Source organism: Ruegeria sp. E5, from assembly GCF_056534105.1.
The window spans coordinates 902722-923994 of the sequence record NZ_JBQFPA010000001.1 but is presented as its reverse complement, the minus strand read 5'-3'; the positions used below and the strand labels follow the sequence as shown (position 1 = coordinate 923994).

Below are 21273 nucleotides of genomic sequence, written 5' to 3'. Positions count from 1 at the left end.
CGCTTAGCCAGACCCCATCAACTGTGCGTCGAACGGATACTTCGTTAGGTTTTCATAGCCGTCTTCAGTGATCAGAACCTGATCTTCCAGCTTGATCGAGAAATCGCCGCCAACCTCGCCAACTGCCGCTTCGACGCACAACACCATTCCGGGTTCAAGTGGATAATCATAGGATCCCTCGACCGCCTTGTCGGGATAGGCTACCAAGGGCCATTCATCGCACAATCCAACTCCATGCATCAGGCAGCCGTATTTCTGTGCCTGAAACTTGTCATCCAGCCGATGGGCATTCGCAGTTAGTTCCGGGATCATGACGCCGGGCTTCAGCATTTCCATATTGGTCATGATATGTTCATGCGCGTGCTGCATGGCATAGATCATGTCGGGGCGCGGTTTTTGATCGCCGATCCACCAGGTTCGTGAGATGTCGACGCAAATGCCGTAAGACCCGATCAGGTCGGTATCGAACGCGATGATTTCATTTTGCCGCGTGATGCGCGGGCCGCATTCCTGAAACCAGGGATTGGTGCGCTGGCCCGAGGCAAGCAAGCGGGTCTCGATCCATTCACCACCGCGCCGGATGTTTTCAGCATGTAGCACTGCCCAAATGTCATCCTCGGATGTCTTCCCGTCTCCGACATTGACACGTGCGAAGCGCTCCATTTCGGCCACAGCGGTCTCGCAGGCGTGGCTGGCGCAGCGCATGGCGAGGATTTCGTCTGGGCCTTTGATGGCACGGGTTTTCTCGGTAAGCTCTTCGCCCTCCATCACCTCGAACCCCTGCGCCTCAAGCGCGCGCAGGCCGTGCAGCATGATCTTGTCGACACCCAGCCGCATGTTGCCGCCGCCGTGTTCTTCGATCAGGGCGCGCACCTCGTTTGAAAACACATCTGCGGCAACGTCAATCTTGTCGCCCCGGTCGAAATAGAACAGATCGGCGCCCGAGCGCTGCTCGCGCACCAGCGGGTTGAATTTCGACAAGAACGGAGAGTTCTTGTAGTCCCAGATCACCATATACCCGTCAGCGCAAACCAAAACGGCCCGGAACGGGTTATGGGTATTCCAGAGCTGCATGTTGGTGCTGTCAGTCGCGTAGCGGATATTCAGGGGGTCAAACAGCAGGATCCCGCCCCAATCGCGTTGCACGATGGCTTGAGTGAGGCGTTTCCAGCGGTATTTACGCATCTGTTCTAGTTTGGGCAGGCTAAGCCCGGCAGCGGCCCATTCGTCGAAGGCAAGCTGTGTCGGTCCGATCTCGATCCTGTCATTGTCGTTCGGTGTCCCGTCCCCGAGGGTGGCGCCCCGGGTCGGGTCAATCTTACGGGTGTCACGATATGGTGTGTTCACGGTTGGACCTTTCTGCTTGCCTGCCCAACCTGCAAATCCAGATGCGCTGCGTCTTCTAGGTTTGCGACCGTCTTCTGGTCGCTTTTTGACCGACAGCGTCAGAGCAGGGTGCTATGCCTCGACTATGACCGTGATATTACAGCAAGCCATTCCCTATGATCCACTCGCCCAAAACCCGCTGCCTGGCATTAAGCCTGCGGACCCCAGGGCCTGGTTGCATCGCGACGATGCGTTTTCTGCCCAGATGCAACGACGCGCCGCGCTGTTGGCGCAGCAAAAACTGGACGTCTTGGCGCAAAGCCCCGAGGCGTTGGCACCCGCGCAGGAGTTGCTGGAACTGGTCATTCAGCAAGTTTATCCGAATGTCTCCGATCACGTTGTGCGGCCCGACGGTGTGCGGGTTGAGGTTGACCGGGAACGCCCGTTGGAAACGCTATGCCATTTGGTGCAAGAGGATTTCTGCATTCTGCAGAAACACGATGACGAGCATGTTTTGACTGGCGCGATCCTGTGCTTTCCCGCAAGCTGGATGCTGTCGGAAAAGTTCATGCGCCCGTTGATTGGGATCCATGAGCCGGTTGACGCCTACGACGCCAATATTGCCCGCAGAGTTCAACGTTTGTTTGACGGCATTCAACCCAACCGGCCACTCTGGCGGTTCAATGCGCTTTGGTACAATGACGCCGAATTGTTCCAACCGCGCAGTCTCATGCAGCGACGCACACCGCGGGATGAAAATTCGGCCCGATATCTGCGTAGTGAACGTCAGACTCTCTTGCGTTTACCTGAGACAAACGCAGTGGTGTTCGCGATCCACACTTATGTAATGGCCGCTGATCAGGTCCTTAAAATGGAAAACCCCGCCTGACGGCGGGGCCTCCAAGGAGGGTCTTGGGTAATTTGATTACATGCCAATCGCGCTGGCGACCTCGGCAAAAGCATTCGTAGCGTTCAGGCCAAAAATCGCTGTGGTAAAAGCCAGAACCTGAGTGTTGAGGCGGAAATCCTCACCCCGGATCAGATTGACTGCTGCCAGGGATATGGCAATCGGTGTCGATATGCTTGCCACAGCACCAGTCATGCCCCAGCTGGTCAGTCGCAGAATATCGCTTGGGCGTTCCGTTTCGTCCTCGGACTGGTGAATGTTGCCGGCGGGCAGGGGAGCATCAGCCTCGGTCCGGAAGGCGATACTGAGCAGTTGGTCGTCACTTAGCTTGATCGGACGCGGCTTGGCGTGTTTGGTCTGTGTATCTTCCGCATCAGGATCGGGCAGATCAAGCCCCGCAAATGGGCCGCTGACTGCTTCGAATATCTGCTTTCGGTTCCGGGCGTTGCGCGGCGCAATTGAATCAAAGGCACTCATGAATTGTTCGATGGTCAGAACCGTTTTGGGCGACAACCATTCGACACGACGGGTCGTGCAGATGTCGACCATTCGGTACAGGATCACCACAAGCATCAACTCGGATATTTCACTGTCATCGAGCAGTTTTGACACCGGACAAATCGAGATCGTCAGCCGGTTTCCCGGCAGCGTAACCGCAGCACGCGGCATAGTTTTGAGACCAGCGGTTCGATCCATCCGCTCATGGTGATTGTGATCTACTTGGGTTGGTTCCGAGTCCAATGTCAGACGCACGAGATATTGGCTGCTGACGATACTGGCCTCCGATGCGCTAAGAAGCGTCTTGCGCTCGACCAGATGGCCATAGTCACCCAGCGTCGTTGAGACGACCTCGCACAGACGCTCAAGCGCGCCATCTGCCGACCCGTCAAACTGGAGGCCACCGTGGTAACTATGCTTTGCAGTCACAGCATGTTCCTTTGCTGTCATAATCTTCACAACAAATTAACAGGCGAAATGGCGCAAATTTTGACCAAAATGGAAAAAAGTCGAAATATTCCAAGATTGATTACGCTTTGGAAACCAAGAAAATCGGGGTTTCCTTAAATCTATGTGGCAACAATGTGGCCGAATTCAGGTGTTCTGACGTCAAGCCTATGACTGCCCTAGTTGTCGATTCGCGCCGCCATGATTGCAATGGATTGCTGGTAGACCGAGGCCGCATTCCATTGCTGTATGACCGCAAAATTCGGCTCTCCGGGTTGATAGCCGCGACCGGGCTTCCACCCTTTCTTACGTAGAAAATTCGCGGTCGAGGCGAGCGCGTCGGTCATGTTATAAAAATCGACCCGACCATCGCCCGTGGCGTCCACACCATAGGTCAGGGCATTGCCGGGCAGAAACTGCGTATGCCCCAGCTCGCCATGTTTTGCCCCTTTTGTCGCCATCGTAAGGGTTCCTTGGTCAACCAGTTTTAAGGCGCCGATAGCGTGCGGGATGAAGAATTCGGACCGGCGACAATCATAGGCTAATGTCGTGATTGCGGAAACAACCTGACTATCGCCCATGAAACCTCCAAAGCCGGTTTCCATGCCGTGAATGGCAATTAGCACACCCGCCGGTACGCCATATTGACGCTCGAGCGCGGCGTAAAACTGCGGATTGCGAGCTTTGCGCTTACGCCCTTGCGCAACGATGGTGTTTGCCCCGCGCACCTGCATGAATTTGTCTAATGAGTATTTAAAGCTCTTCTGATTGCGATCCGCGGCAATCGTACGTGTTGCATATTGCGTCTGCGCGAGCGCTTGCAGACCCTTCTTTTTCACACCCGCTCGTTTGGCGGTTTTGGCAAAGTCGGCTTTCCAGGCCTCGAACCCGCTGCTGGTATTCCCACAAGGGGCGGACAGTGCCACCGAGGGCAGAAGGAACGCGAGTGCAGCGTAAAGGCGAAGACGAGGCATAGAGGAAATCCGAGTGCTGAAAAAACTACGCTCAGCCTAAGCCGAGTTCGACCTACCGCAAAGTGCTTTAATAGAGATCAAGCTCGTCTGTGCCTTTCAGGGATTCGAACCATTCATCCGGGGTTTTGTCGATCTTGGCATGTTTGACCATCATCGCGTTCATATTTGGCAGACTGGATGAGTCCGGCCATTCATCGGGTTGCCACAGGTTTGATCGAATGATGCATTTGGGACAGTGCGCAAAGACGGTTTCGACATGGATCAACAGGGCCAGCTTGGGCACGCGTCCACCAACGGCCATGTTTGAAAGAAGTTCGGGATCTGCGCTAATTCTCGCGGATCCCCGCAGGCGCAGAGTTTCCAATTTTCCGGGGACAAAGAATATCACGCTGACGCGCTGATCTTTCAGCACATTATGAAACGTATCCACGCGCTTGTTCCCAGGCCGGTCCGGGATCGCAATCATCGAGTTCGAGAGCACCTGCACAAACCCCGCAGGATCGCCACGAGGCGAAATATCGAGATACCCATCGGGATTGGCCGAAGCGATCAGGCAGAACGAGGACATGCCGATGAAGTCTCGACACATCTCATCAAGTGCAGGCAATTCCTTTGCAATGATCTGCGGCAAGGGTTGCCCGCAAATGCGTTCCAGATCTTTTTCCGAGGTTACAAGTCCTGAATACTCAGAAAAGGGATTGTCGCTTGCGGGCATGTGCTCTCTCCGCCTGATGTTGAGCTCAAATTTTGAAAGATCATCATCGATCCGTCAAATCTCGTGGAGATACAGAAAAAGGGGCGCCCGATGGGCGCCCCCTGAGAATTTTCGTCGAAAATTCTTAATCAGCAGCTGTAGTACATGCCGTACTCAACCGGGTGAGGTGTGTGCTCGTAGGTTTCTACCTCTTCCATCTTCAGCGCGATGTAGCCGTCGATCTGGTCTTTGGTGAACACGTCGCCTTGCAGCAGGAAGTCGTGATCAGATGCCAGCGCTTCCAGAGCTTCGCGCAGCGAGCCGCATACGGTCGGGATGTCGGCCAGTTCTTCGGCAGGAAGATCGTACAGGTTCTTGTCCATGGCTTCGCCCGGATCGATCTTGTTCTTGATGCCGTCCAGACCGGCCATCAGAAGCGCGGCGAACGCCAGATAGGGGTTTGCGGCCGGATCGGGGAAGCGGGCCTCGACGCGCTTGGCTTTCGGGCTTTCGGTCCACGGAATACGCACGCAGCCTGAACGGTTGCGGGCCGAATAGGCGCGCAAGACGGGGGCTTCAAACCCTGGGATCAGACGCTTGTAGCTGTTGGTTGCCGGGTTGGTGAAGGCGTTCAGCGTTTTGGCGTGTTTCAGGATGCCGCCGATGAAGTACAGCGCCTCATCAGACAGGTCGGCGTATTTGTCGCCCGCGAACAGCGGCTTGCCGTCTTTCCAGATCGACATGTTCACGTGCATGCCGGTGCCGTTGTCACCTGCGATTGGCTTCGGCATGAAGGTCGCCGATTTGCCATAGGCATGTGCAACGTTGTGGATCACGTACTTGTATTTCTGCAGCTCATCGGCCTGCTTGGTCAGGCTGTCGAAGATCAGGCCCAGTTCGTGCTGACACGATGCAACCTCGTGGTGGTGCTTGTCGACCTTCATGCCCAGACGCTTCATTGTCGACAGCATTTCCGAGCGCAGGTCCTGCGCTTCGTCAACGGGGTTTACGGGGAAGTAACCACCTTTGACGCCCGGACGATGGCCCATGTTGCCCATCTCGTATTCGGTGTCGGTGTTCCACGATGCATCAGTCGCATCAACTTCGTAGGATACCTTGTTGATACTGTTCGAGAAACGAACATCATCAAAGAGGAAAAATTCGGCCTCAGGACCCATATAGGCCACATCACCAATACCGGAAGCCTTCAGGTACGCTTCGGCTTTCTGAGCGGTGCCTCGCGGGTCACGTTCATAAGCTTCACCAGTGTCAGGCTCCACAACCGAGCAGTGCAGGCAGATGGTCTTTTCCGCATAGAAAGGATCGACATAGGCGCTGTCGGTGTCGGGCATCAGTTTCATGTCGGAAGCTTCAATCGACTTCCAGCCCGCGATGGACGAACCGTCGAACATAAAGCCCTCTTCCAGGAAGTCCTCATCGACCTGGTCGGACATGATGGTGACGTGCTGAAGTTTGCCGCGCGGGTCGGTAAAGCGGATGTCGACGTATTCGGCGTCTTCATCACGGATCAGCTGAAGAACTGCGTCCTTGCTCATACTATTTGTTCCTCTGATTTGAAGATTGCTGTGTTACAGGGCTTCCGAACCGGTTTCGCCGGTGCGGATACGAATGGCTTGTTCGATAGGTGAGACAAAGATTTTTCCGTCCCCGATCTTGTCGGTCTTTGCGGCGCCAACGATGGCTTCGATCGCTGCGTCAACCTGATCATCATCCAGGACGACCTCGACCTTTACCTTGGGTAGAAAGTCGACAACATATTCTGCGCCGCGATAAAGTTCGGTGTGACCTTTCTGGCGACCAAAGCCTTTCACCTCGACCACGCTGAGGCCCTGGACTCCCACGTCTTGCAGCGCCTCTTTCACTTCGTCCAGTTTGAACGGCTTGATGATCGCTTCGATCTTTTTCATTCTGGCTCACCTTGTATGGTTGTCTCGATGGCAATGATCACGTCTAAGATCGGGCGGCAATGGAACTGCGAATTTGGTCGCCTTGTGGTGCTGCAAAATCGTGCAACGGGTTAAATTTTGATCGATATGCACAAAATATAATCGGAATTGAATCGCGTGAGGGCGCAATATGGCAGAGTTGCTGACAGCGGCACAGATGCGGACGATCGAAAAGTCCGCGATTGAGTCCGGTGACGTGAGCGGGCCGGAGCTGATGGAGCGGGCGGGGCGCGGTGTTCTTCAAGCCGTATTTGAAGAATGGCCAGAGCTGCAGCGGGGGCCAGCCCCCGCACCCCCGAGGTATTTGGGGCCAGATGAAGAGGATCCGCTGCGTGCGGTAGTTCTTTGCGGGCCAGGAAATAACGGGGGGGATGGATTTGTTGTTGCACGCTTGCTGCGGGAGCGCGGCTGGGAGGTGGCGGCATTTCTTCTTGGTGATCCGGCGAAGCTGCCACCAGATGCGCGTGTGAATCATGACAGGTGGGGCGAATTGGGGGAGGTTCACCCATTTTCCGAAGTGTTTGCCGCGCATCAAGGGGCTGACCTTTATGTCGATGCGTTATTCGGGACGGGCTTACAACGACCGCTTGAGGGTGATGTTCTAAAATGGGCAGAAATGACTGCCTCGGATCCAGCCATCGCCGAAAAGACAGTATCCGTTGATATGCCGTCTGGCCTGTGTTCCGATAGTGGGCGTGAGCTGGCCCCGGGGACCGCGACGGTTCAGGCCAGGCTCACGGTATCGTTTCATACTGCAAAGCTGGGGCATTATCTGGGGCTGGGGCCGGTCAGAAGTGGCCGATTGGTCGTCAAGGACATTGGTTTGGAGGAGGGAGTTCAGGGTGCGGTCAAACTGGTGACCGCCCCGGATGCTGATTTTTCGAAGGCAACTGCCTTACACAAATATGCGTATGGGCATGCCTTGATTATTAGCGGAGGTGCGGGGGGAACTGGCGCAGCAAGGCTGGCGGCACGTGGTGCATTACGCATCGGGGCCGGATTGGTGACGCTGGGTGTTCCACCCTCGGCTCAGATGGAGGTTGCCAGTCACATCACTGCGCTGATGCTGCAGCGGGTCCAGAGCGGCGATGATCTATTGGAAGTCCTGATGGATGCGCGGTTGAATGCACTATGCCTCGGTCCTGGTTTGGGGCTGGCGCGTGCGCAGGAGCTGGTTCCTGTGGCGCTGGCCTCGGGGCGTCCCGCGTTGCTGGACGCGGATGCTTTGACGGCTTTTGCTGATGCGCCAGAGGTGCTGTTGGACATGCTCCATGACAGATGTGTTCTGACACCGCACGGGGGCGAGTTTGCGCGATTGTTCCCGGAGATCTCCGAAAAGCTCTCGATCAAGCCGGGCAGAGGGCCGGCTTATTCCAAAGTGGATGCCGTGCGTGAGGCGGCCAAGCAGGCTGGCTGTGTGGTACTATACAAGGGCCCTGACACGGTGATTGCTGCACCGGATGGGCAATGTGCGATCAATGCGGCGCTGTTTGACCGGGCGGCGCCCTGGCTGGCGACAGCAGGGTCGGGCGATGTGCTTGCCGGGTTCATAACGGGACTACTGGCACGGAGCTTCAACCCGATGGCTGCAGCCAAGGCCGCAGCTTGGTTACATGTGGAATGCGCCAGGCAATTTGGGCCGGGGTTGATTGCTGAAGATCTGCCGGAACAAGTGCCAGCGGTATTCGCACGGCTTGAAATCAATGGGTCATAGGCAAATATTGGCCGATCGCGGGTCAAAGCGGCAATGTTTCGCCTTATGATTTACCTGTGCGCATATCGGGTGTTTGCAAGCTGCAACACGCAGCGCAAGAATTGTCTTGCAGGTTAGCTGGGTGCTGCTTTCGAACTAGGTCAAAATATTGATTATAAAACGCTTTCCCTGAAGGTCCCCGCCTCCGCCTGTGGCAGAAATGCAATGCCGGGCTAATAAGCTTTAGCAATCATTGGAACCGTTAATCCAGGTGCGCATATCGGCAATATCAAAAAAACTGACCCATCTATGGTGAATGACATGACAGTGAATTTTAAGCTGACTTCGATAGCAGCGGCGCTTGTCGCAACAACGGCAATCCCCGCCGCCGCCGAACTGAAATACGAAAACAACACGGGCGGTTATGTCCTGCTTTATGGTCAGTTGCACCCGGCCTTAATCTCGGTTGACGACGGTGAAGAGACCGAAACGCGCGTTCTGGACAATGACCTGTCAAACAGCCGCGTCGGTTTGGAACTGTTGCAGCCATTCGGCAACAACGATTTCACCTTCCGTTTTGAAACCGGGCTTGGTCTGCCGAGCTCGAGCGAGTGGAACCAGCTGGGCACAGATTTCAGCGGCTGGACGCGTGAAGATATCCGTCACGCGGATTTCGCACTTGCCGGTGACTGGGGTAGATTCTCGGCCGGTCAGGGCAGCATGGTGGCCGATGGCGCTGCCGAAGTGGATCTGTCTTACGTCGGAACCGCGCTGTATTCCTTTACCAACGATGAAAATGGCGGGTTCTTCTATCGCGGTACTGACGGTTTTCTGAGCGACATCACCGTTGGCGATTCCAGCAGCAACTTTGACGGTGCGCGCCGTGGCCGCGTTCGGTATGACACGCCGGAGTTCAGCGGTTTTAAGGCCGGCATCGCCTATGGTCAGAACATTCTGTCCAGCAGCGATGACGATGACTATTACGATATCGGCCTTCGCTATAACAACACCTTCGGCGGCGGGGTTGAATTTGCAGCGGCGGTTGCATACTCGGTGCGCTCGGCTGACGATGGATCGGGGGACCGCAAGGATACGATCGGGTCGGCCTCGGTTATGCTGCAAAACGGCCTGAGCTTCACCGTAGCCGCCGGTACGCGGGACAATGACGCGGATGGTGCGTCTGACCCGAACTACTTCTACGGCAAGATTGCCTATGAGGATCAGTGGGTATCCTGGGGTAAAACCGGTATCGGGATCGACTATTACTCGGGCTCGGACTTCGTAAATGACGGCTCCAGCACCGATGCTTGGGGCATCGCTGTTGTTCAGCGTATCGACAGCATCAATACAGATGCATATCTGAAATACCGCAATCACGATTTCGAAGATGGCGCTTCGTTCGACAACAACGAGGCGTGGGTGCTGGGGGCCCGCTGGAGGTTCTGATTTCTCAGCTTTCGATGATCGAACGCTCCGGCCTGTGCCGGGGCGTTTTTTCGTCTGTAATAGGGGTAAAACCAGCCTGAAAGGGCCTTTGCCTCTTGCACGCAGGCGGCTGTGCAAATAGAAGGCGTCAAATTTGCCCGGCGCGCCCGTTTTGCGCGCCCCGAATCCTATGGGGACTACCAAAATGCAGGTTACCGAGACGCTGAACGAAGGTCTGAAGCGCGGCTACAACATCGTTGTGACCGCAGCCGAGCTGGACGACAAGGTCAACGAGAAACTGACCGAAGCGCAGCCCGAGGTTGAAATGAAGGGTTTCCGCAAAGGCAAGGTGCCGATGGCTCTGCTGAAAAAGCAGTTCGGCCAGCGCCTGCTTGGCGAAGCGATGCAAGAAACCATCGACGGTGTGATGAACAAGCACTTTGAGGACAGCGGCGAACGTCCTGCTTTGCAGCCCGAGGTCAAGATGACCAACGAGGACTGGAAAGAAGGCGACGACGTAGAAGTTGCGATGTCCTACGAAGCGCTGCCCGAGATTCCGGAAGTTGACCTGAAATCGGTCGAACTGGAGAAGCTGGTTGTCAAAGCGGACGACGCAGCCGTGGAAGAAGCGCTGAACAACCTGGCTGAGACCGCGCAGAACTTCAAAGCGCGTCGCAAAGGTTCGAAAGCCAAAGACGGTGACCAGATCGTGTTCGACTTTGTTGGTAAGGTTGACGGCGAAGAGTTCGAAGGCGGTTCGGCTGAAGATTACCCGCTGGTTCTGGGCTCGAACAGCTTCATCCCCGGCTTTGAAGAGCAGTTGGTTGGTGTGAAGGCCGAGGAAGAAAAAGACGTCAACGTCACCTTCCCCGAAGAATACGGTGCTGAGCATCTGGCCGGCAAAGACGCCGTTTTCACCTGCACCATCAAAGAGGTGAAAGAGCCGGTCGCGGCTGAGGTCGACGACGAGTTGGCCAAGAAATTTGGTGCCGAAGATCTGGCTGGGTTGAAGGCACAGATCGCCGAGCGTCTGGAAGCCGAATATGCTGGTGCGTCCCGTGCAGTTATGAAGCGCGCTTTGTTGGACGTGCTGGACGAGAAAGTCTCGTTCGACCTGCCGCCGTCACTGGTAGAAGCCGAAGCCAAGCAGATCGCACACCAGCTGTGGCACGAGGAAAACCCTGACGTTGAAGGTCACGATCACGATCCGATCGAACCAACCGACGAGCATAACAAGCTTGCCGAACGCCGCGTGCGTCTGGGCCTGCTGCTTGCCGAACTGGGCCAGAAGGCCGAGGTTGAAGTGACCGACTCGGAAATGACACAGGCGATCATGAACCAGGCGCGTCAGTACCCGGGCCAGGAGCGCCAGTTCTTTGAATTTGTGCAGCAGAACGCCCAAATGCAGCAGCAGCTGCGTGCGCCTATCTTTGAAGACAAGGTTGTCGACTACGTCTTCGAACTGGCTCAGGTTGCGGACAAAGAAGTCAGCAAGGACGATCTGCAAAAAGCCGTTGAGGCACTGGAAGAGGAATAATCCTCTTCCTTCCCCCTTTAGGGGTCAAAAAAAAGCGGAGCCGTCTCGAATTAGACGGCTCCGCATGGGTGGCTTTGTACTATGAGGTGAGGGGGTCAGGCCTCATGAGCAAAAGCACGGGGGGTCTGTAACAGAGCGGTCTTCTGCTCTGGAGTGAATGTGTCGGACAGCGCTTCGATCAGTTTCAGCACTGCCTGCCTTTCTTCTTCCGTCTTGGCCGCACTCATCTGTTCGACAAAGTACTTCTCAAGATCGGTGAGCGGCTTGTGGTCACGATTTGCCGGGCTGAGTTTGGAGGCCTTTTGGGCCTCGAAGAACTCCAACGCCTTTTCTTCTTCGATAAAGACATCGTGGTGAATGTCTGCGAATTCGCGAAGACCCGAAATCCTCTCTTCTGTGCAATCCAGCAACGCCGCCATGGCCGGTACCTTGCCCATCGGAACGGTTTCGCCCACATAGTCGTAAGGCGCACAGTTCGAGCGTTTGAGAACGCGGTTCATAACCGGGTCAATCACGGTGATGATGTCCTGGATACCCGCGCTGCGGCAGTATTCCAGAGATCCGATCATCAGCTCACAGGTCGCGTAAGAAACCGAGTTCTTCTCTTTCCCTCGGGTCAGTCGCTGCGTGTCGACGCAGAAGCGGGTGGATTCCCACATGGTCGCGCTGCGCATTGGCGCTTCGCCGCATAAGATATCCGAGAACACATCTGAAAGCATGTGCGGGCCGGTTGTCTGGAGTGCACGTACTGCGGCTACGACGTTCCCCTCATCGTCGAGACCAATTACGTATGCAGGATCCAGATGATCGAACTGATCGATTTCTTTGCCGTCTTCGATGTGGACGTCCCATCCAAGTCGCCCGCCAAAAACCCGAGCGCGCAGTTCGAACATATCGTCAAGAACTTCGGTGAACAGATGTCTGTTCAGCCCATCAACTACCAAAATCATGTTAACCCCCTTCGAGTGATCTGTCTGTGGATAAGACGTTACCCGGTTTCCACAGCGAATCTATTGGGGGTTTCCCGTAATATTGGCTTTTTTTAGCCCAATTTCGGCAAAATTTGGCTTTATCCTGGGTAGATTAAGCCGATTCCGATGGCCCGACCGACAGCCTGCGGAGTCGTCAGTGCATTAAGCTTTTCGCGAGAAGAGCGCAAGTGCACCTCAACCGTGCGGTGCGAAATCGACAGTATATCGCCGATATCTTGTTGCGATTTACCCGCTGCGGCCCATTGCAAAATCTCCAATTCTCGGCTGGAGAGGGTCGGGTGGTACAGCATCCGGCTGATCGTATCCGATGTCATGACATTGTCATGGATGTGTACGGCCAATGATTGCAGGTCACTTATCACGTTGGGCACCAGTTTCTTCCACTCATCCCGGCTGCACTCGCGCACTGCGCTAAGCAAGCCGATATCTCCGTACGGCCCGCGAACCGGAATCGTAATGCCTTGATCTGGAATGCCAAAATCATGTGCATCGCGAAAAACGCGCTGGAAATCTTTACCGCGTTCCAGACGGCTCCAGTCGACCGGAGCGATACTGCGCTGGCTCATGTGCAGCGTCGGATCGATCAGGTGCAGGCCTTGCTCTTGATAGTGGGTTTTCCAGTCGTCCCCATAAGTCACATGGCCGTGAATCGTACCTGCAGCAGGATTCATACCCGCATAGGCTGCGTGGTCCATTTCATATTTGTCACAGACCTGACGCAGGAACTCGTCATACCGAGTATCCTGTTCGGGAAGAGTGCTGAGATCAACAATATCCATACGGTAACGACCAGTTAGACCCGAGTGAGCGGGCGGATCCCCTTGGCCAGGAAAATGATACTGTCTTCCCTGACGTCAAGCAGGACACCACATTTCGCTTGTCAAGACAAGAAGATGTGGGAAATGTCTGCCTTTTATAGGTAAATGTGCCTTTCGGGCACACAATTACGCACCTTTAAAAGATTTAACGTCAGAGTTGTGCAGTAGGTCATGGGATTCGCCGTGGCATTTCGAAGGTTATGTATGTGCATTACAATCGAAATGCGAATTAAACATGCCTATTCTGTGGCAGAAACCAGACCCGTCTCGACGAGCATGCCCCTGGCCTTTGCTTCGGGCCAATATCCTTTGGCATAAAGAAAGATGGCACGCTGCTGATCTCCATCAGACAAAAGCCAGGCGCCTCGCAGGTATTTTCCGGCAAACTCCAGATTGGTATCGGCGTCCAGCAGGCCTTTGGCATTTCCAGTATAACCCATTGATCGCGCAGTGGCCGGGAGGATTTGCAGAAGCCCATAATAGGGGCGGTTCACCGCCCACGGCCGATGTGTGCTTTCACGGATCGCCAGCTTGTGCACCAACTCCCGCGGGAGCTCGTAGTGGTCAGCCCATTTATTGATCGAAACGCGAAGCTCGGGTGTTTCATTGGGGTAGAGGGGGGGATCGAACGTATCGCCGGAACCCGAGCTGCCAGGACTGCCACAAGCTGCAAGCGGTGCCATAAGCAACAAGGTTAAGACGCGGCGACGAAGGAGGGGGGTCATCAAAATACTCCTGATTGCGAATGGCGATGATATGAAACCCTCGCCGGTCTGCAAGGCCAGGCGAACAATCGGGCCGAATTTTGCTTGCGATGTAACAAAAAGAAAAAGGGCCGCGTAAAAGCGCGGCCCTTTGATATTGGATATGCAGCCAGATCAGGCTTTTGCTTCGTCTTCTTCGACCGGAGCTTCTTCGGCAACCAGATCTTCGTCTTCCGAAGCGGCAGAGCCTATGTCGTCGAACAGCTCGGCGATCTCGAATTCGGCGGCGGCTTCTTCTTCAGCAGCCAGTTCCTGGATCGATTTGCCCGATGCCTGCAGTTCGGCTTCTTCTTCCGAACGTGCGACGTTCATCTTGATCTCGACTTCTACCTCGGGGTGCAGGTTGACTGCGACCGAGTGCAGACCCAGTTCCTTAATCGGAGCGATCAGGGCAATCTGTTTCTTGTCGACGGTGAAGCCAGCTTCGGTTGCGGCGTCTGCGGCATCACGCGGGGTGACCGAACCGTACAGAGCGCCGGCATCCGATGCCGAACGAATCACGATGAACTGCTGACCGTCCAGCTTTTCAGCCAGCGCTTCAGCTTCTTTCTTGGTTTCCAGGTTGCGTGCCTCAAGCTGGGCTTTCTGGGCTTCGAACGACGCGATGTTGGCGTTCGATGCGCTCAGCGCTTTGCCTTGGGGCAGCAGGAAGTTGCGGGCGTAGCCGGGCTTGACGTCAACGACGTCGCCCATCTGACCCAGTTTCGCAACGCGTTCCAGAAGGATAACTTGCATGTCAGTCTCTCCTTACTTCACGGCGTAGGGCAGCAGGGCGAGGAAGCGGGCGCGCTTGATAGCACGGGCCAGTTCACGCTGCTTTTTCGCCGAAACGGCGGTGATGCGCGAAGGTACGATCTTGCCACGCTCAGAGATGTAGCGCTGCAGCAGACGAGTGTCTTTGTAGTCGATTTTCGGCGCGTTCTCACCCGAGAACGGGCAGACCTTGCGGCGGCGGAAAAATGGTTTTGCGGCCATGGTTTATGTCCTTTCTTCAGGCGTTGATCAGCGGCGCTCGCGGCGGCCTTCGCGCTCATCGCGCTTCTGCATCTGAACCGAGGGGCCCTCGGCATGCTCGTCGACCTTGATGGTCAGAACGCGCATCACGTCATCATGCAGGCGCATCAGGCGTTCCATTTCCTGAACCGCACCCGAAGGGGCATCGGTTTTCAGGAAGGCATAGTGGCCTTTGCGGTTCTTGTTGATCTTGTAAGCCATCGTCTTGACGCCCCAGTACTCGCTTTCGACGACGTTGCCGCCGTTGTCAGCCAGAACGGTGCCGAAATGTTCGACAAGGCTTTCTGCCTGCGCGTTGGACAAATCCTGACGCGCGATCATTACATGCTCATACAGTGGCATGTGCACTCCTGTTTATATCAAGGCGCATTTCAAAGGCGGGGCTATATGGTCCTTCGCGACCCTGCCACGAGAGGCTGCGCGATTCATAACTCCTGCGAAGGATGGCCCCGTATACACGTTTGAGCGGGCTGGGCAAGCCCTGCCACATATGCCTTTGTGAAGTCGCCCTATTTCCACTGGTGCGCCCAATTCCTGACGCTTTTCGCCCCGAGGTTGTTCATGAAGCCGGGAGAACCCGGTAGATTGGAAAACATAGACAGGGCAAGACAATGGCCGTCATGAACACAAACACTTTTGAACAATCGGCACCTGCCGCGGTATTTGATAAATCCGTCCCCGTTCTGATTACGTTTGCACCGAATTGGCGGGCTCGGATGTTTCTTCTGCGTGCCGTTGGTGTCTTTCTGATCGTGTCGGCCTTTTCGATGTGGTTGATGCCGGGTTCGGTTATGGGAGCCGAGGTTTGGCCTATCAAGTTGGTCGCTTCGCTGATGTTCCTGATTGTTGGCGTCAGCCTGCTGACCATCGAGGTGATGGATGCGCGCCCAGACGCCTATTTTGACCCAATCCGCCGTGAGGTTCGCATTCTTCAGAAAAACGAAAACGGTCGGCCGCAAACGGTATTGCGCCGCAGCTACGACTCGCTGGGCGGCGCGCGTTTCGCTGACGACCAGGTCGAACTGTACGATGTAGACGGAAGCCTGCTGATGAAGCTGCCACTGGAATCGGCAGATGTTGGCTCAGCGCTCAAAGGTCAACTCAGCCAAAACGTAACAATTTTCGCCTGATTTTTATTCTGTTCAAAAAGGAACAGAAGTTGTGAATCAAAAAAACTTGTGTGCTGCCCTTGGGCAGCACATTTTTGTTATCGAGCAACCCATTCGGTTTGCATTCACAAATTTGCGGAGATTGTCATGAAATCCACCCTTCTTGCTGCTGCTTTGGCCGTATCAGCGACCTCGGCGTTTGCCAGCGCCGAGAAATACGTTCTGGACCCCAGCCACAGCCAGGTCATCTTCAGCTATAACCACCTTGGCTTTTCGACCACCACAGGCATGTTTTCGGGCTTTGAGGGCGAAATCATGTTTGATCAGGAAGACCCGGCAGCATCGAGCGTGACTGTTTCGATGCCGGTCGTTGAGATGATCACCGGTTGGAAGCCGCGCGAAGATCACTTCATGACCGAAGATTTCTTTGGCGCAGCCGAAGGTGATCTGGTGACCTTCACTTCAACTGGTATCGAGGTCACTGGCGAGAACACAGCCAACATCACCGGTGATCTGACCATGAATGGTGTCACCAAATCCGTGGTTCTGGATGCCAAGCTGAACCAAGTGGGTGAACACCCGATGGCGGGCAAGCCATGGGCCGGATTTGACGCCACCACAACGCTGGTGCGCAGCGATTTTGATTTGGGCCAATTCGCTCCATTCGTGGGTGACGAGGTCGAGGTCAAGATTTCGATCGAGGCACAGAAGGCCGACTAATCCCTTCATGATCCCAAAAAGAAACCGTCGGGGTTATGCGCCCCGGCGGTTTTTTATTTGTTGTCGCGTTCTGCCGTCAATTCGACTGCCACGATAACCGTGAACCCCAACGAATCTTCGGTGGGTTGCGATGTTCCAACGTCGAAATCTATTCGGTTGAGTTCCAGATTCCCCGACATCGTCGCTGCATCGTCGGCCAGTTCCAGCGTAAATGGCAGGACGACATCGATAGATTTGTCCCGGATTGTCAGAGGTCCTCGCGCCTCATAACCCGCATCCGTTTTGAACAGGTCGGCCTTAAATTGAGCCGTAGGAAACTGCGCACTGTCAAAGAAATCCGCACCCATCGCTTGGTCGGTGACTGTGCCGAGGCTGAGTGAACCAATGGCAATCGTTACATAGACGGAACCGGCCAATCCCGGCTCGGCGGGATCCTCAAACGCTATCGCTGCAGTCCAGTCAGCAAACTCGCCGCTTACGGGACTGCCCAATTGCGAGATAGTAATCGACAGGGATCCGTCTTCGACCTCCCATTCCGATTGAACTTGCGCAAGTTCGGCCGTGTCTTCGGTTGCTTTGGACTGGTCGTCAAAGACACCGGTGGACCAACCTCCGACCAGCACCGCGCCCCAGATTGCCAAGGCGGCGAAGGCGGGAACAATGGAATGGTGCTGCGCCGGGGGTTCCGGCGCGTCCCATTGGCCGGGCAGCATACGGCGCAGGGTGCTGTCTTTGTCCACGACATGGTGTTTCAGCGCGCCCGCTATGTGCAGCACGAGTGCCACACCCAGGGCCCAGACGAAAAGCCAATGCAGGCTGGCGCTGATGTCGGCAAGGAAAGCTGACTTCGGAATAAGCGGCAGGTTCTGACCAAGGGGCCATAGGATCGGCGCGAAGCCGTCGGTGGCGGCGTGGTGGATCCAGCCGCTGAGCGGAGCCATTACAAGCGAGCCGTACAGCAGCCAGTGCACAGTTTCGGCGGCGAAGGCCTCGGGTTTGTTTTCAGCGTTCAGCAAGCCCGGCTTCGTCTGGGTAACAGCCCAAAGGATTCGGGCCAGTGCGACGAAGAACACGGTAACACCAATGGTTTTGTGCAGTGAAAACAGCTGGGCGGCGCGGGCGATGTCATCCTCGGTCGTGGGAATGCTCGGATCGTAAATCGCATGGGCCAATTGGTTCGCGAACCAGCCCAGCGGCAGAGCCGTCAGGATCAGTAGCGCGGTCAGCCAGTGAAATGCTTTGGTTACACCACCATAGCTGGACCGGGTGTTGGTAAGGGGCATCGATTGGCTCTCCGAGTTTCTGAATTGAGGGTAAGTTAAATGGATGCCGTGTGGACACAAGACAGAGAAATGCACAGTAAAGGTGTCCTGATGCAGAACGCAGGCAATGCTTGTGCCGCGCCGATTGTCAGTTTAAACCCCGCCGAAATCTGACGTCACGCAAGAGGCACCAATGACACGCGCGTTTGTTTTCCCCGGGCAGGGCGCCCAGACCATCGGAATGGGCAAGGCCTTGGCTGAGGCATATCCAGCCGCCCGCGCCGTTTTCGATGAGGTCGATGAGGCCTTGGGCGAAAAACTGAGCGATCTGATCTGGGACGGCGATATCGCAGAGCTGACCCTGACTCAGAATGCACAGCCCGCGCTGATGGCAACCTCGATGGCCGCAATACGCGCACTTGAGGCCGAAGGCGTTTCGATTTCAATGGCATCTTATGTGGCGGGTCACTCGCTGGGTGAATACTCGGCGCTGGCTGCGGCCGGAGCCTTGACGGTTGCTGATACTGCCCGCCTGCTGCGGACGCGCGGGCAGGCGATGCAAAGTGCAGTGCCGGTGGGCGAGGGCGCAATGGCCGCCATTCTGGGGCTCGATCTTGAAGCGGTGCGCGCCGTTGCGGAAGAGGCCGCGCAAGATGAGGTCTGTCAGGCTGCCAATGACAATGACCCAACCCAGGTAGTCGTTTCTGGTTCAAAAGCCGCTGTTGAGCGCGCAGCCGAGATCGCCAAGGAAAAAGGTGCCAAGCGTGCAATTATGTTGCCGGTAAGTGCTCCATTTCACTGTGCGCTGATGCAGCCTGCGGCAGATGTAATGGCAGAGGCATTGGCCTCGGTTGAAATCAAAGCGCCTGCCGTGCCTTTGGTTGCGAATGTTCGCGCCGAAGCTGTGGCTGACCCAGATATGATCCGTCAGTTGCTGGTGGAACAGGTCACCGGCTCGGTTCGGTGGCGTGAGAGCGTACAGTACATGGTCGCGCAGGGTGTGACCGAAGCGTGGGAGATCGGCGCGGGCAAAGCTCTGTCGGGCATGATCCGCAAGATCGATCGAGCATTGGCGTGCACAGCGGTCGGGACGCCTGAAGATGTACAAAAAGCCGTTAACCCCGGCGCATGAACAAGGGACAGCCGCCGGATTCGGCGGCCAGAGAGGAAACATAGATGTTTGATTTGACAGGTAAGAATGCGCTAATCACCGGTGCTTCGGGTGGTATTGGCGGCGATATCGCCCGCGCTCTTTACGACGCTGGTGCAACTGTTGGCCTTTCCGGTACGCGCGTGGAGCCTCTGCAAGCTCTGGCCGACAGCCTTGGCGATCGTGCGCATGTCTTGCCGTGTAACCTGAGCGATCCCGAAGCCGTCGAGGCCCTGCCGAAACAAGCGGCTGAGGCGATGGGCTCGGTTGATATTCTGGTGAACAACGCAGGCATCACACGCGACAACTTGTTCATGCGCATGTCGGATGAAGAATGGCAGAGCGTGATCGACGTGAACATGACCGCAACGATGAAGCTGTGCAAAGGCGTGATCAGGGGCATGATGAAGGCGCGCTGGGGGCGGATCGTAAATGTCTCGTCCGTTGTGGCTGCGATCGGAAACCCAGGGCAGGCGAACTATGCTGCCTCCAAGGCCGGCATGATAGGCTTTTCCAAGGCGCTGGCGCATGAGGTTGCGACCCGTGGCATTACCGTTAATGCGGTTGCGCCGGGCTTTATCACCACCGCGATGACCGAGAAGCTGACGGATGAGCAAAAGAAGGGTCTGCTGCTAAAGGTTCCGGCCGGTCGTATGGGTGATCCGCAGGAAATCGCAGCCGCTGTGCTGTATCTGGCAAGCCCTGAAGCAGGTTATGTTACCGGAAGCACCTTGCATGTGAATGGCGGTATGGCCATGTTGTAATCGCAATTCAGGGTGGGCGCGAAAGCGTTTGCCTTGTGCGTTGTCTGTGCTATAGGCGGCGCATATGCGCAGGAACCGGTCCAAGGGCCGGTTCTCTGATTTCCCGGGGACCCGGGACCCAAACCGCCCGGAAAGGGCAAAACAAGTCCACCCCGAACGGGCAAGGGCAGAACCGGGCGGACAGCCCTGAAATTGAAATGAGGAATAGACATGAGCGACGTCGCAGATCGCGTAAAGAAGATCGTTGTTGAGCACCTGGGTGTTGAAGAGGACAAGGTTTCCGAAAACGCCTCGTTCATCGACGATCTGGGCGCAGACAGCCTGGACACCGTTGAGCTGGTAATGGCGTTCGAAGAAGAGTTCGGCATCGAGATTCCGGACGACGCAGCCGAGACCATCCAGACCTTTGGCGACGCGGTCAAATTCATCAGCGAAGCTTCCTAAGCTGACCTGACTGAGACAAAAACGGCGCTTCCGGGCAACGGAAGCTCCGTTTTTAATGCTCTGCCACATTTCGCGCTTGCTTTGAGGCGTTGAGGATCCGCACTCTGACACCTGAGGCAAGTTTCTGAGCGGGCAAGGGCATGATAAGATCCACCCCGATGATCAATACGGCGCGTCTGACCTTGTGTGCAATGCGCCCCGAGGATTTCAACCGGTTCGCCGAAATCTGGCGCGACCCCGAAGTTGTACGCCATATCGGAGGCACCCCGAAAACGCGCGGCGAGGCGTGGGATTCTTTCCTGCGCAACGCTGGACATTGGCAGATGACCGGGTTCGGTCAATGGGGTGTGATGCTGCAGTCGAATCGTACTCTGATCGGGCAAGCCGGGTTCTTCTATGGCAACCGGTCTCTGGGCGATGATTTCGATGGTTTTCCCGAAGCCGGCTGGGTTCTGGCCCCTGACATGCAGGGGCAAGGATACGGGTGTGAGGCCGCGCAGGCGGCGCACGACTGGTTCGACCGGATCATTCCGGGCCCGTTGGTTGCGCTGATCGACGCGGACCATGCAGCCTCACAGCGATTGGCTGAAAAGCTGGGCTACAAGCTGTTGCGCGAAGCTGAATACCGCGGCACCCCCGTTCATCTGTTTCGCCGTGACGGACCTCCTACACGGGTGTGAAACGCATTAGGCAGTGCGATGCCGCAAAATGGACGAGCTTTGCCGATCTTGTGAAACAAAGCGGCAAACTGAGACTCTATGCTATCGT

General features: G+C 55.9%; 23 protein-coding genes. 10 read left to right on the top strand and 13 right to left on the bottom strand.

Annotated elements, in window-relative coordinates:
- Nucleotides 1-3: 3 nt before the first annotated feature.
- Nucleotides 4-1347: a dimethylsulfonioproprionate lyase DddP gene (gene dddP, locus ACR0BI_RS04680; protein ID WP_170626646.1), complete on the bottom strand. Its 1344-nt coding sequence runs from the start codon at nucleotides 1345-1347 to the stop codon at nucleotides 4-6.
- Nucleotides 1348-1471: 124 nt separating this feature from the next.
- Here dddP and ACR0BI_RS04675 point away from each other — a divergent pair, with 124 nt between their 5' ends.
- Entirely contained in the window at nucleotides 1472-2215 is a 744-nt protein-coding gene (locus ACR0BI_RS04675; RefSeq protein ID WP_170612390.1) for a heme-dependent oxidative N-demethylase family protein, read from the top strand.
- Between the two features lie 36 nt (nucleotides 2216-2251).
- On the opposite strand, the gene ACR0BI_RS04670 is transcribed toward ACR0BI_RS04675, so the two are convergent.
- The 5 genes from ACR0BI_RS04670 to ACR0BI_RS04650 form a co-directional block, all read right to left on the bottom strand.
- Nucleotides 2252-3181 (bottom strand): hypothetical protein, encoded by a 930-nt coding sequence (locus ACR0BI_RS04670; RefSeq protein WP_255612055.1) that lies wholly within the window; start codon nucleotides 3179-3181, stop codon nucleotides 2252-2254.
- A 176-nt stretch (nucleotides 3182-3357) separates the two neighbouring features.
- Nucleotides 3358-4152: a lytic murein transglycosylase gene (locus ACR0BI_RS04665; RefSeq protein WP_170396432.1), complete on the bottom strand. Its 795-nt coding sequence runs from the start codon at nucleotides 4150-4152 to the stop codon at nucleotides 3358-3360.
- Nucleotides 4153-4219: 67 nt separating this feature from the next.
- On the bottom strand, nucleotides 4220-4867 hold the full coding sequence (locus ACR0BI_RS04660) for an MSMEG_1061 family FMN-dependent PPOX-type flavoprotein (RefSeq protein WP_480561342.1): 648 nt from the start codon (nucleotides 4865-4867) through the stop codon (nucleotides 4220-4222).
- Between the two features lie 128 nt (nucleotides 4868-4995).
- Nucleotides 4996-6402 (bottom strand): type I glutamate--ammonia ligase, encoded by a 1407-nt coding sequence (glnA, locus tag ACR0BI_RS04655; protein WP_170396436.1) that lies wholly within the window; start codon nucleotides 6400-6402, stop codon nucleotides 4996-4998.
- A 33-nt stretch (nucleotides 6403-6435) separates the two neighbouring features.
- Nucleotides 6436-6774, bottom strand: a complete 339-nt coding sequence (locus ACR0BI_RS04650) for a P-II family nitrogen regulator (RefSeq protein WP_170422248.1) — start codon at nucleotides 6772-6774, stop codon at nucleotides 6436-6438.
- A 169-nt stretch (nucleotides 6775-6943) separates the two neighbouring features.
- Between ACR0BI_RS04650 and ACR0BI_RS04645 the strand changes: the two genes are divergently transcribed.
- The 3 genes from ACR0BI_RS04645 (at nucleotide 6944) to tig (ending at nucleotide 11468) form a co-directional block, all read left to right on the top strand.
- A complete protein-coding gene (locus tag ACR0BI_RS04645) occupies nucleotides 6944-8527 on the top strand; it encodes an NAD(P)H-hydrate dehydratase (RefSeq protein WP_480561343.1) in 1584 nt (527 codons plus the stop codon).
- Nucleotides 8528-8827: 300 nt separating this feature from the next.
- Nucleotides 8828-9952, top strand: a complete 1125-nt coding sequence (locus tag ACR0BI_RS04640) for a porin (RefSeq protein ID WP_480561344.1) — start codon at nucleotides 8828-8830, stop codon at nucleotides 9950-9952.
- A 184-nt stretch (nucleotides 9953-10136) separates the two neighbouring features.
- Nucleotides 10137-11468 (top strand): trigger factor, encoded by a 1332-nt coding sequence (gene tig, locus ACR0BI_RS04635; RefSeq protein ID WP_480561345.1) that lies wholly within the window; start codon nucleotides 10137-10139, stop codon nucleotides 11466-11468.
- Nucleotides 11469-11563: 95 nt separating this feature from the next.
- On the opposite strand, the gene ACR0BI_RS04630 is transcribed toward tig, so the two are convergent.
- The 6 genes from ACR0BI_RS04630 to rpsF all read right to left on the bottom strand — a co-directional run bounded on the left by ACR0BI_RS04630 (nucleotide 11564) and on the right by rpsF (nucleotide 15398).
- Complete coding sequence (locus ACR0BI_RS04630; protein ID WP_223117885.1) at nucleotides 11564-12418, bottom strand: acyl-homoserine-lactone synthase; 855 nt, start codon at nucleotides 12416-12418, stop codon at nucleotides 11564-11566.
- Nucleotides 12419-12537: 119 nt separating this feature from the next.
- The gene (locus ACR0BI_RS04625) at nucleotides 12538-13239 is read right to left on the bottom strand and encodes an autoinducer binding domain-containing protein (protein ID WP_170396446.1); all 702 of its coding nucleotides are present in this window, start codon (nucleotides 13237-13239) and stop codon (nucleotides 12538-12540) included.
- 278 nt (nucleotides 13240-13517) lie between these two features.
- Nucleotides 13518-14003, bottom strand: a complete 486-nt coding sequence (locus tag ACR0BI_RS04620; RefSeq protein ID WP_480561346.1) for a transglycosylase SLT domain-containing protein — start codon at nucleotides 14001-14003, stop codon at nucleotides 13518-13520.
- 153 nt (nucleotides 14004-14156) lie between these two features.
- Nucleotides 14157-14777, bottom strand: coding sequence for a 50S ribosomal protein L9 (rplI, locus tag ACR0BI_RS04615; protein ID WP_170396450.1), 621 nt, complete (start codon nucleotides 14775-14777; stop codon nucleotides 14157-14159).
- A gap of 12 nt (nucleotides 14778-14789) precedes the next feature.
- A complete protein-coding gene (rpsR, locus tag ACR0BI_RS04610; protein WP_005608650.1) occupies nucleotides 14790-15017 on the bottom strand; it encodes a 30S ribosomal protein S18 in 228 nt (75 codons plus the stop codon).
- Nucleotides 15018-15044: 27 nt separating this feature from the next.
- The gene (rpsF, locus tag ACR0BI_RS04605) at nucleotides 15045-15398 is read right to left on the bottom strand and encodes a 30S ribosomal protein S6 (RefSeq protein WP_068332653.1); all 354 of its coding nucleotides are present in this window, start codon (nucleotides 15396-15398) and stop codon (nucleotides 15045-15047) included.
- Between the two features lie 278 nt (nucleotides 15399-15676).
- Here rpsF and ACR0BI_RS04600 point away from each other — a divergent pair, with 278 nt between their 5' ends.
- Nucleotides 15677-16186 carry a hypothetical protein gene (locus ACR0BI_RS04600; protein ID WP_255612061.1) on the top strand — a complete coding sequence of 170 codons (510 nt, stop codon included), beginning with the start codon at nucleotides 15677-15679 and terminating at the stop codon, nucleotides 16184-16186.
- 126 nt (nucleotides 16187-16312) lie between these two features.
- A complete protein-coding gene (locus ACR0BI_RS04595) occupies nucleotides 16313-16885 on the top strand; it encodes a YceI family protein (protein ID WP_170396453.1) in 573 nt (190 codons plus the stop codon).
- Between the two features lie 53 nt (nucleotides 16886-16938).
- Here the strand turns inward: ACR0BI_RS04595 and ACR0BI_RS04590 are convergent, their stop codons facing one another.
- Nucleotides 16939-18168, bottom strand: a complete 1230-nt coding sequence (locus ACR0BI_RS04590) for a cytochrome b/b6 domain-containing protein (RefSeq protein ID WP_480561347.1) — start codon at nucleotides 18166-18168, stop codon at nucleotides 16939-16941.
- 172 nt (nucleotides 18169-18340) lie between these two features.
- On the opposite strand from ACR0BI_RS04590, the gene fabD reads away from it, so the two are divergent.
- The 4 genes from fabD to ACR0BI_RS04570 all read left to right on the top strand — a co-directional run bounded on the left by fabD (nucleotide 18341) and on the right by ACR0BI_RS04570 (nucleotide 21185).
- Entirely contained in the window at nucleotides 18341-19279 is a 939-nt protein-coding gene (fabD, locus tag ACR0BI_RS04585; protein WP_170635236.1) for an ACP S-malonyltransferase, read from the top strand.
- Nucleotides 19280-19323: 44 nt separating this feature from the next.
- The gene (gene fabG, locus ACR0BI_RS04580; protein WP_170396459.1) at nucleotides 19324-20061 is read left to right on the top strand and encodes a 3-oxoacyl-[acyl-carrier-protein] reductase; all 738 of its coding nucleotides are present in this window, start codon (nucleotides 19324-19326) and stop codon (nucleotides 20059-20061) included.
- A gap of 210 nt (nucleotides 20062-20271) precedes the next feature.
- Nucleotides 20272-20505 carry an acyl carrier protein gene (locus tag ACR0BI_RS04575; RefSeq protein WP_293575261.1) on the top strand — a complete coding sequence of 78 codons (234 nt, stop codon included), beginning with the start codon at nucleotides 20272-20274 and terminating at the stop codon, nucleotides 20503-20505.
- A gap of 140 nt (nucleotides 20506-20645) precedes the next feature.
- Nucleotides 20646-21185 (top strand): GNAT family N-acetyltransferase, encoded by a 540-nt coding sequence (locus ACR0BI_RS04570; RefSeq protein ID WP_170396461.1) that lies wholly within the window; start codon nucleotides 20646-20648, stop codon nucleotides 21183-21185.
- The last annotated feature ends 88 nt before the right edge of the window (nucleotides 21186-21273 follow it).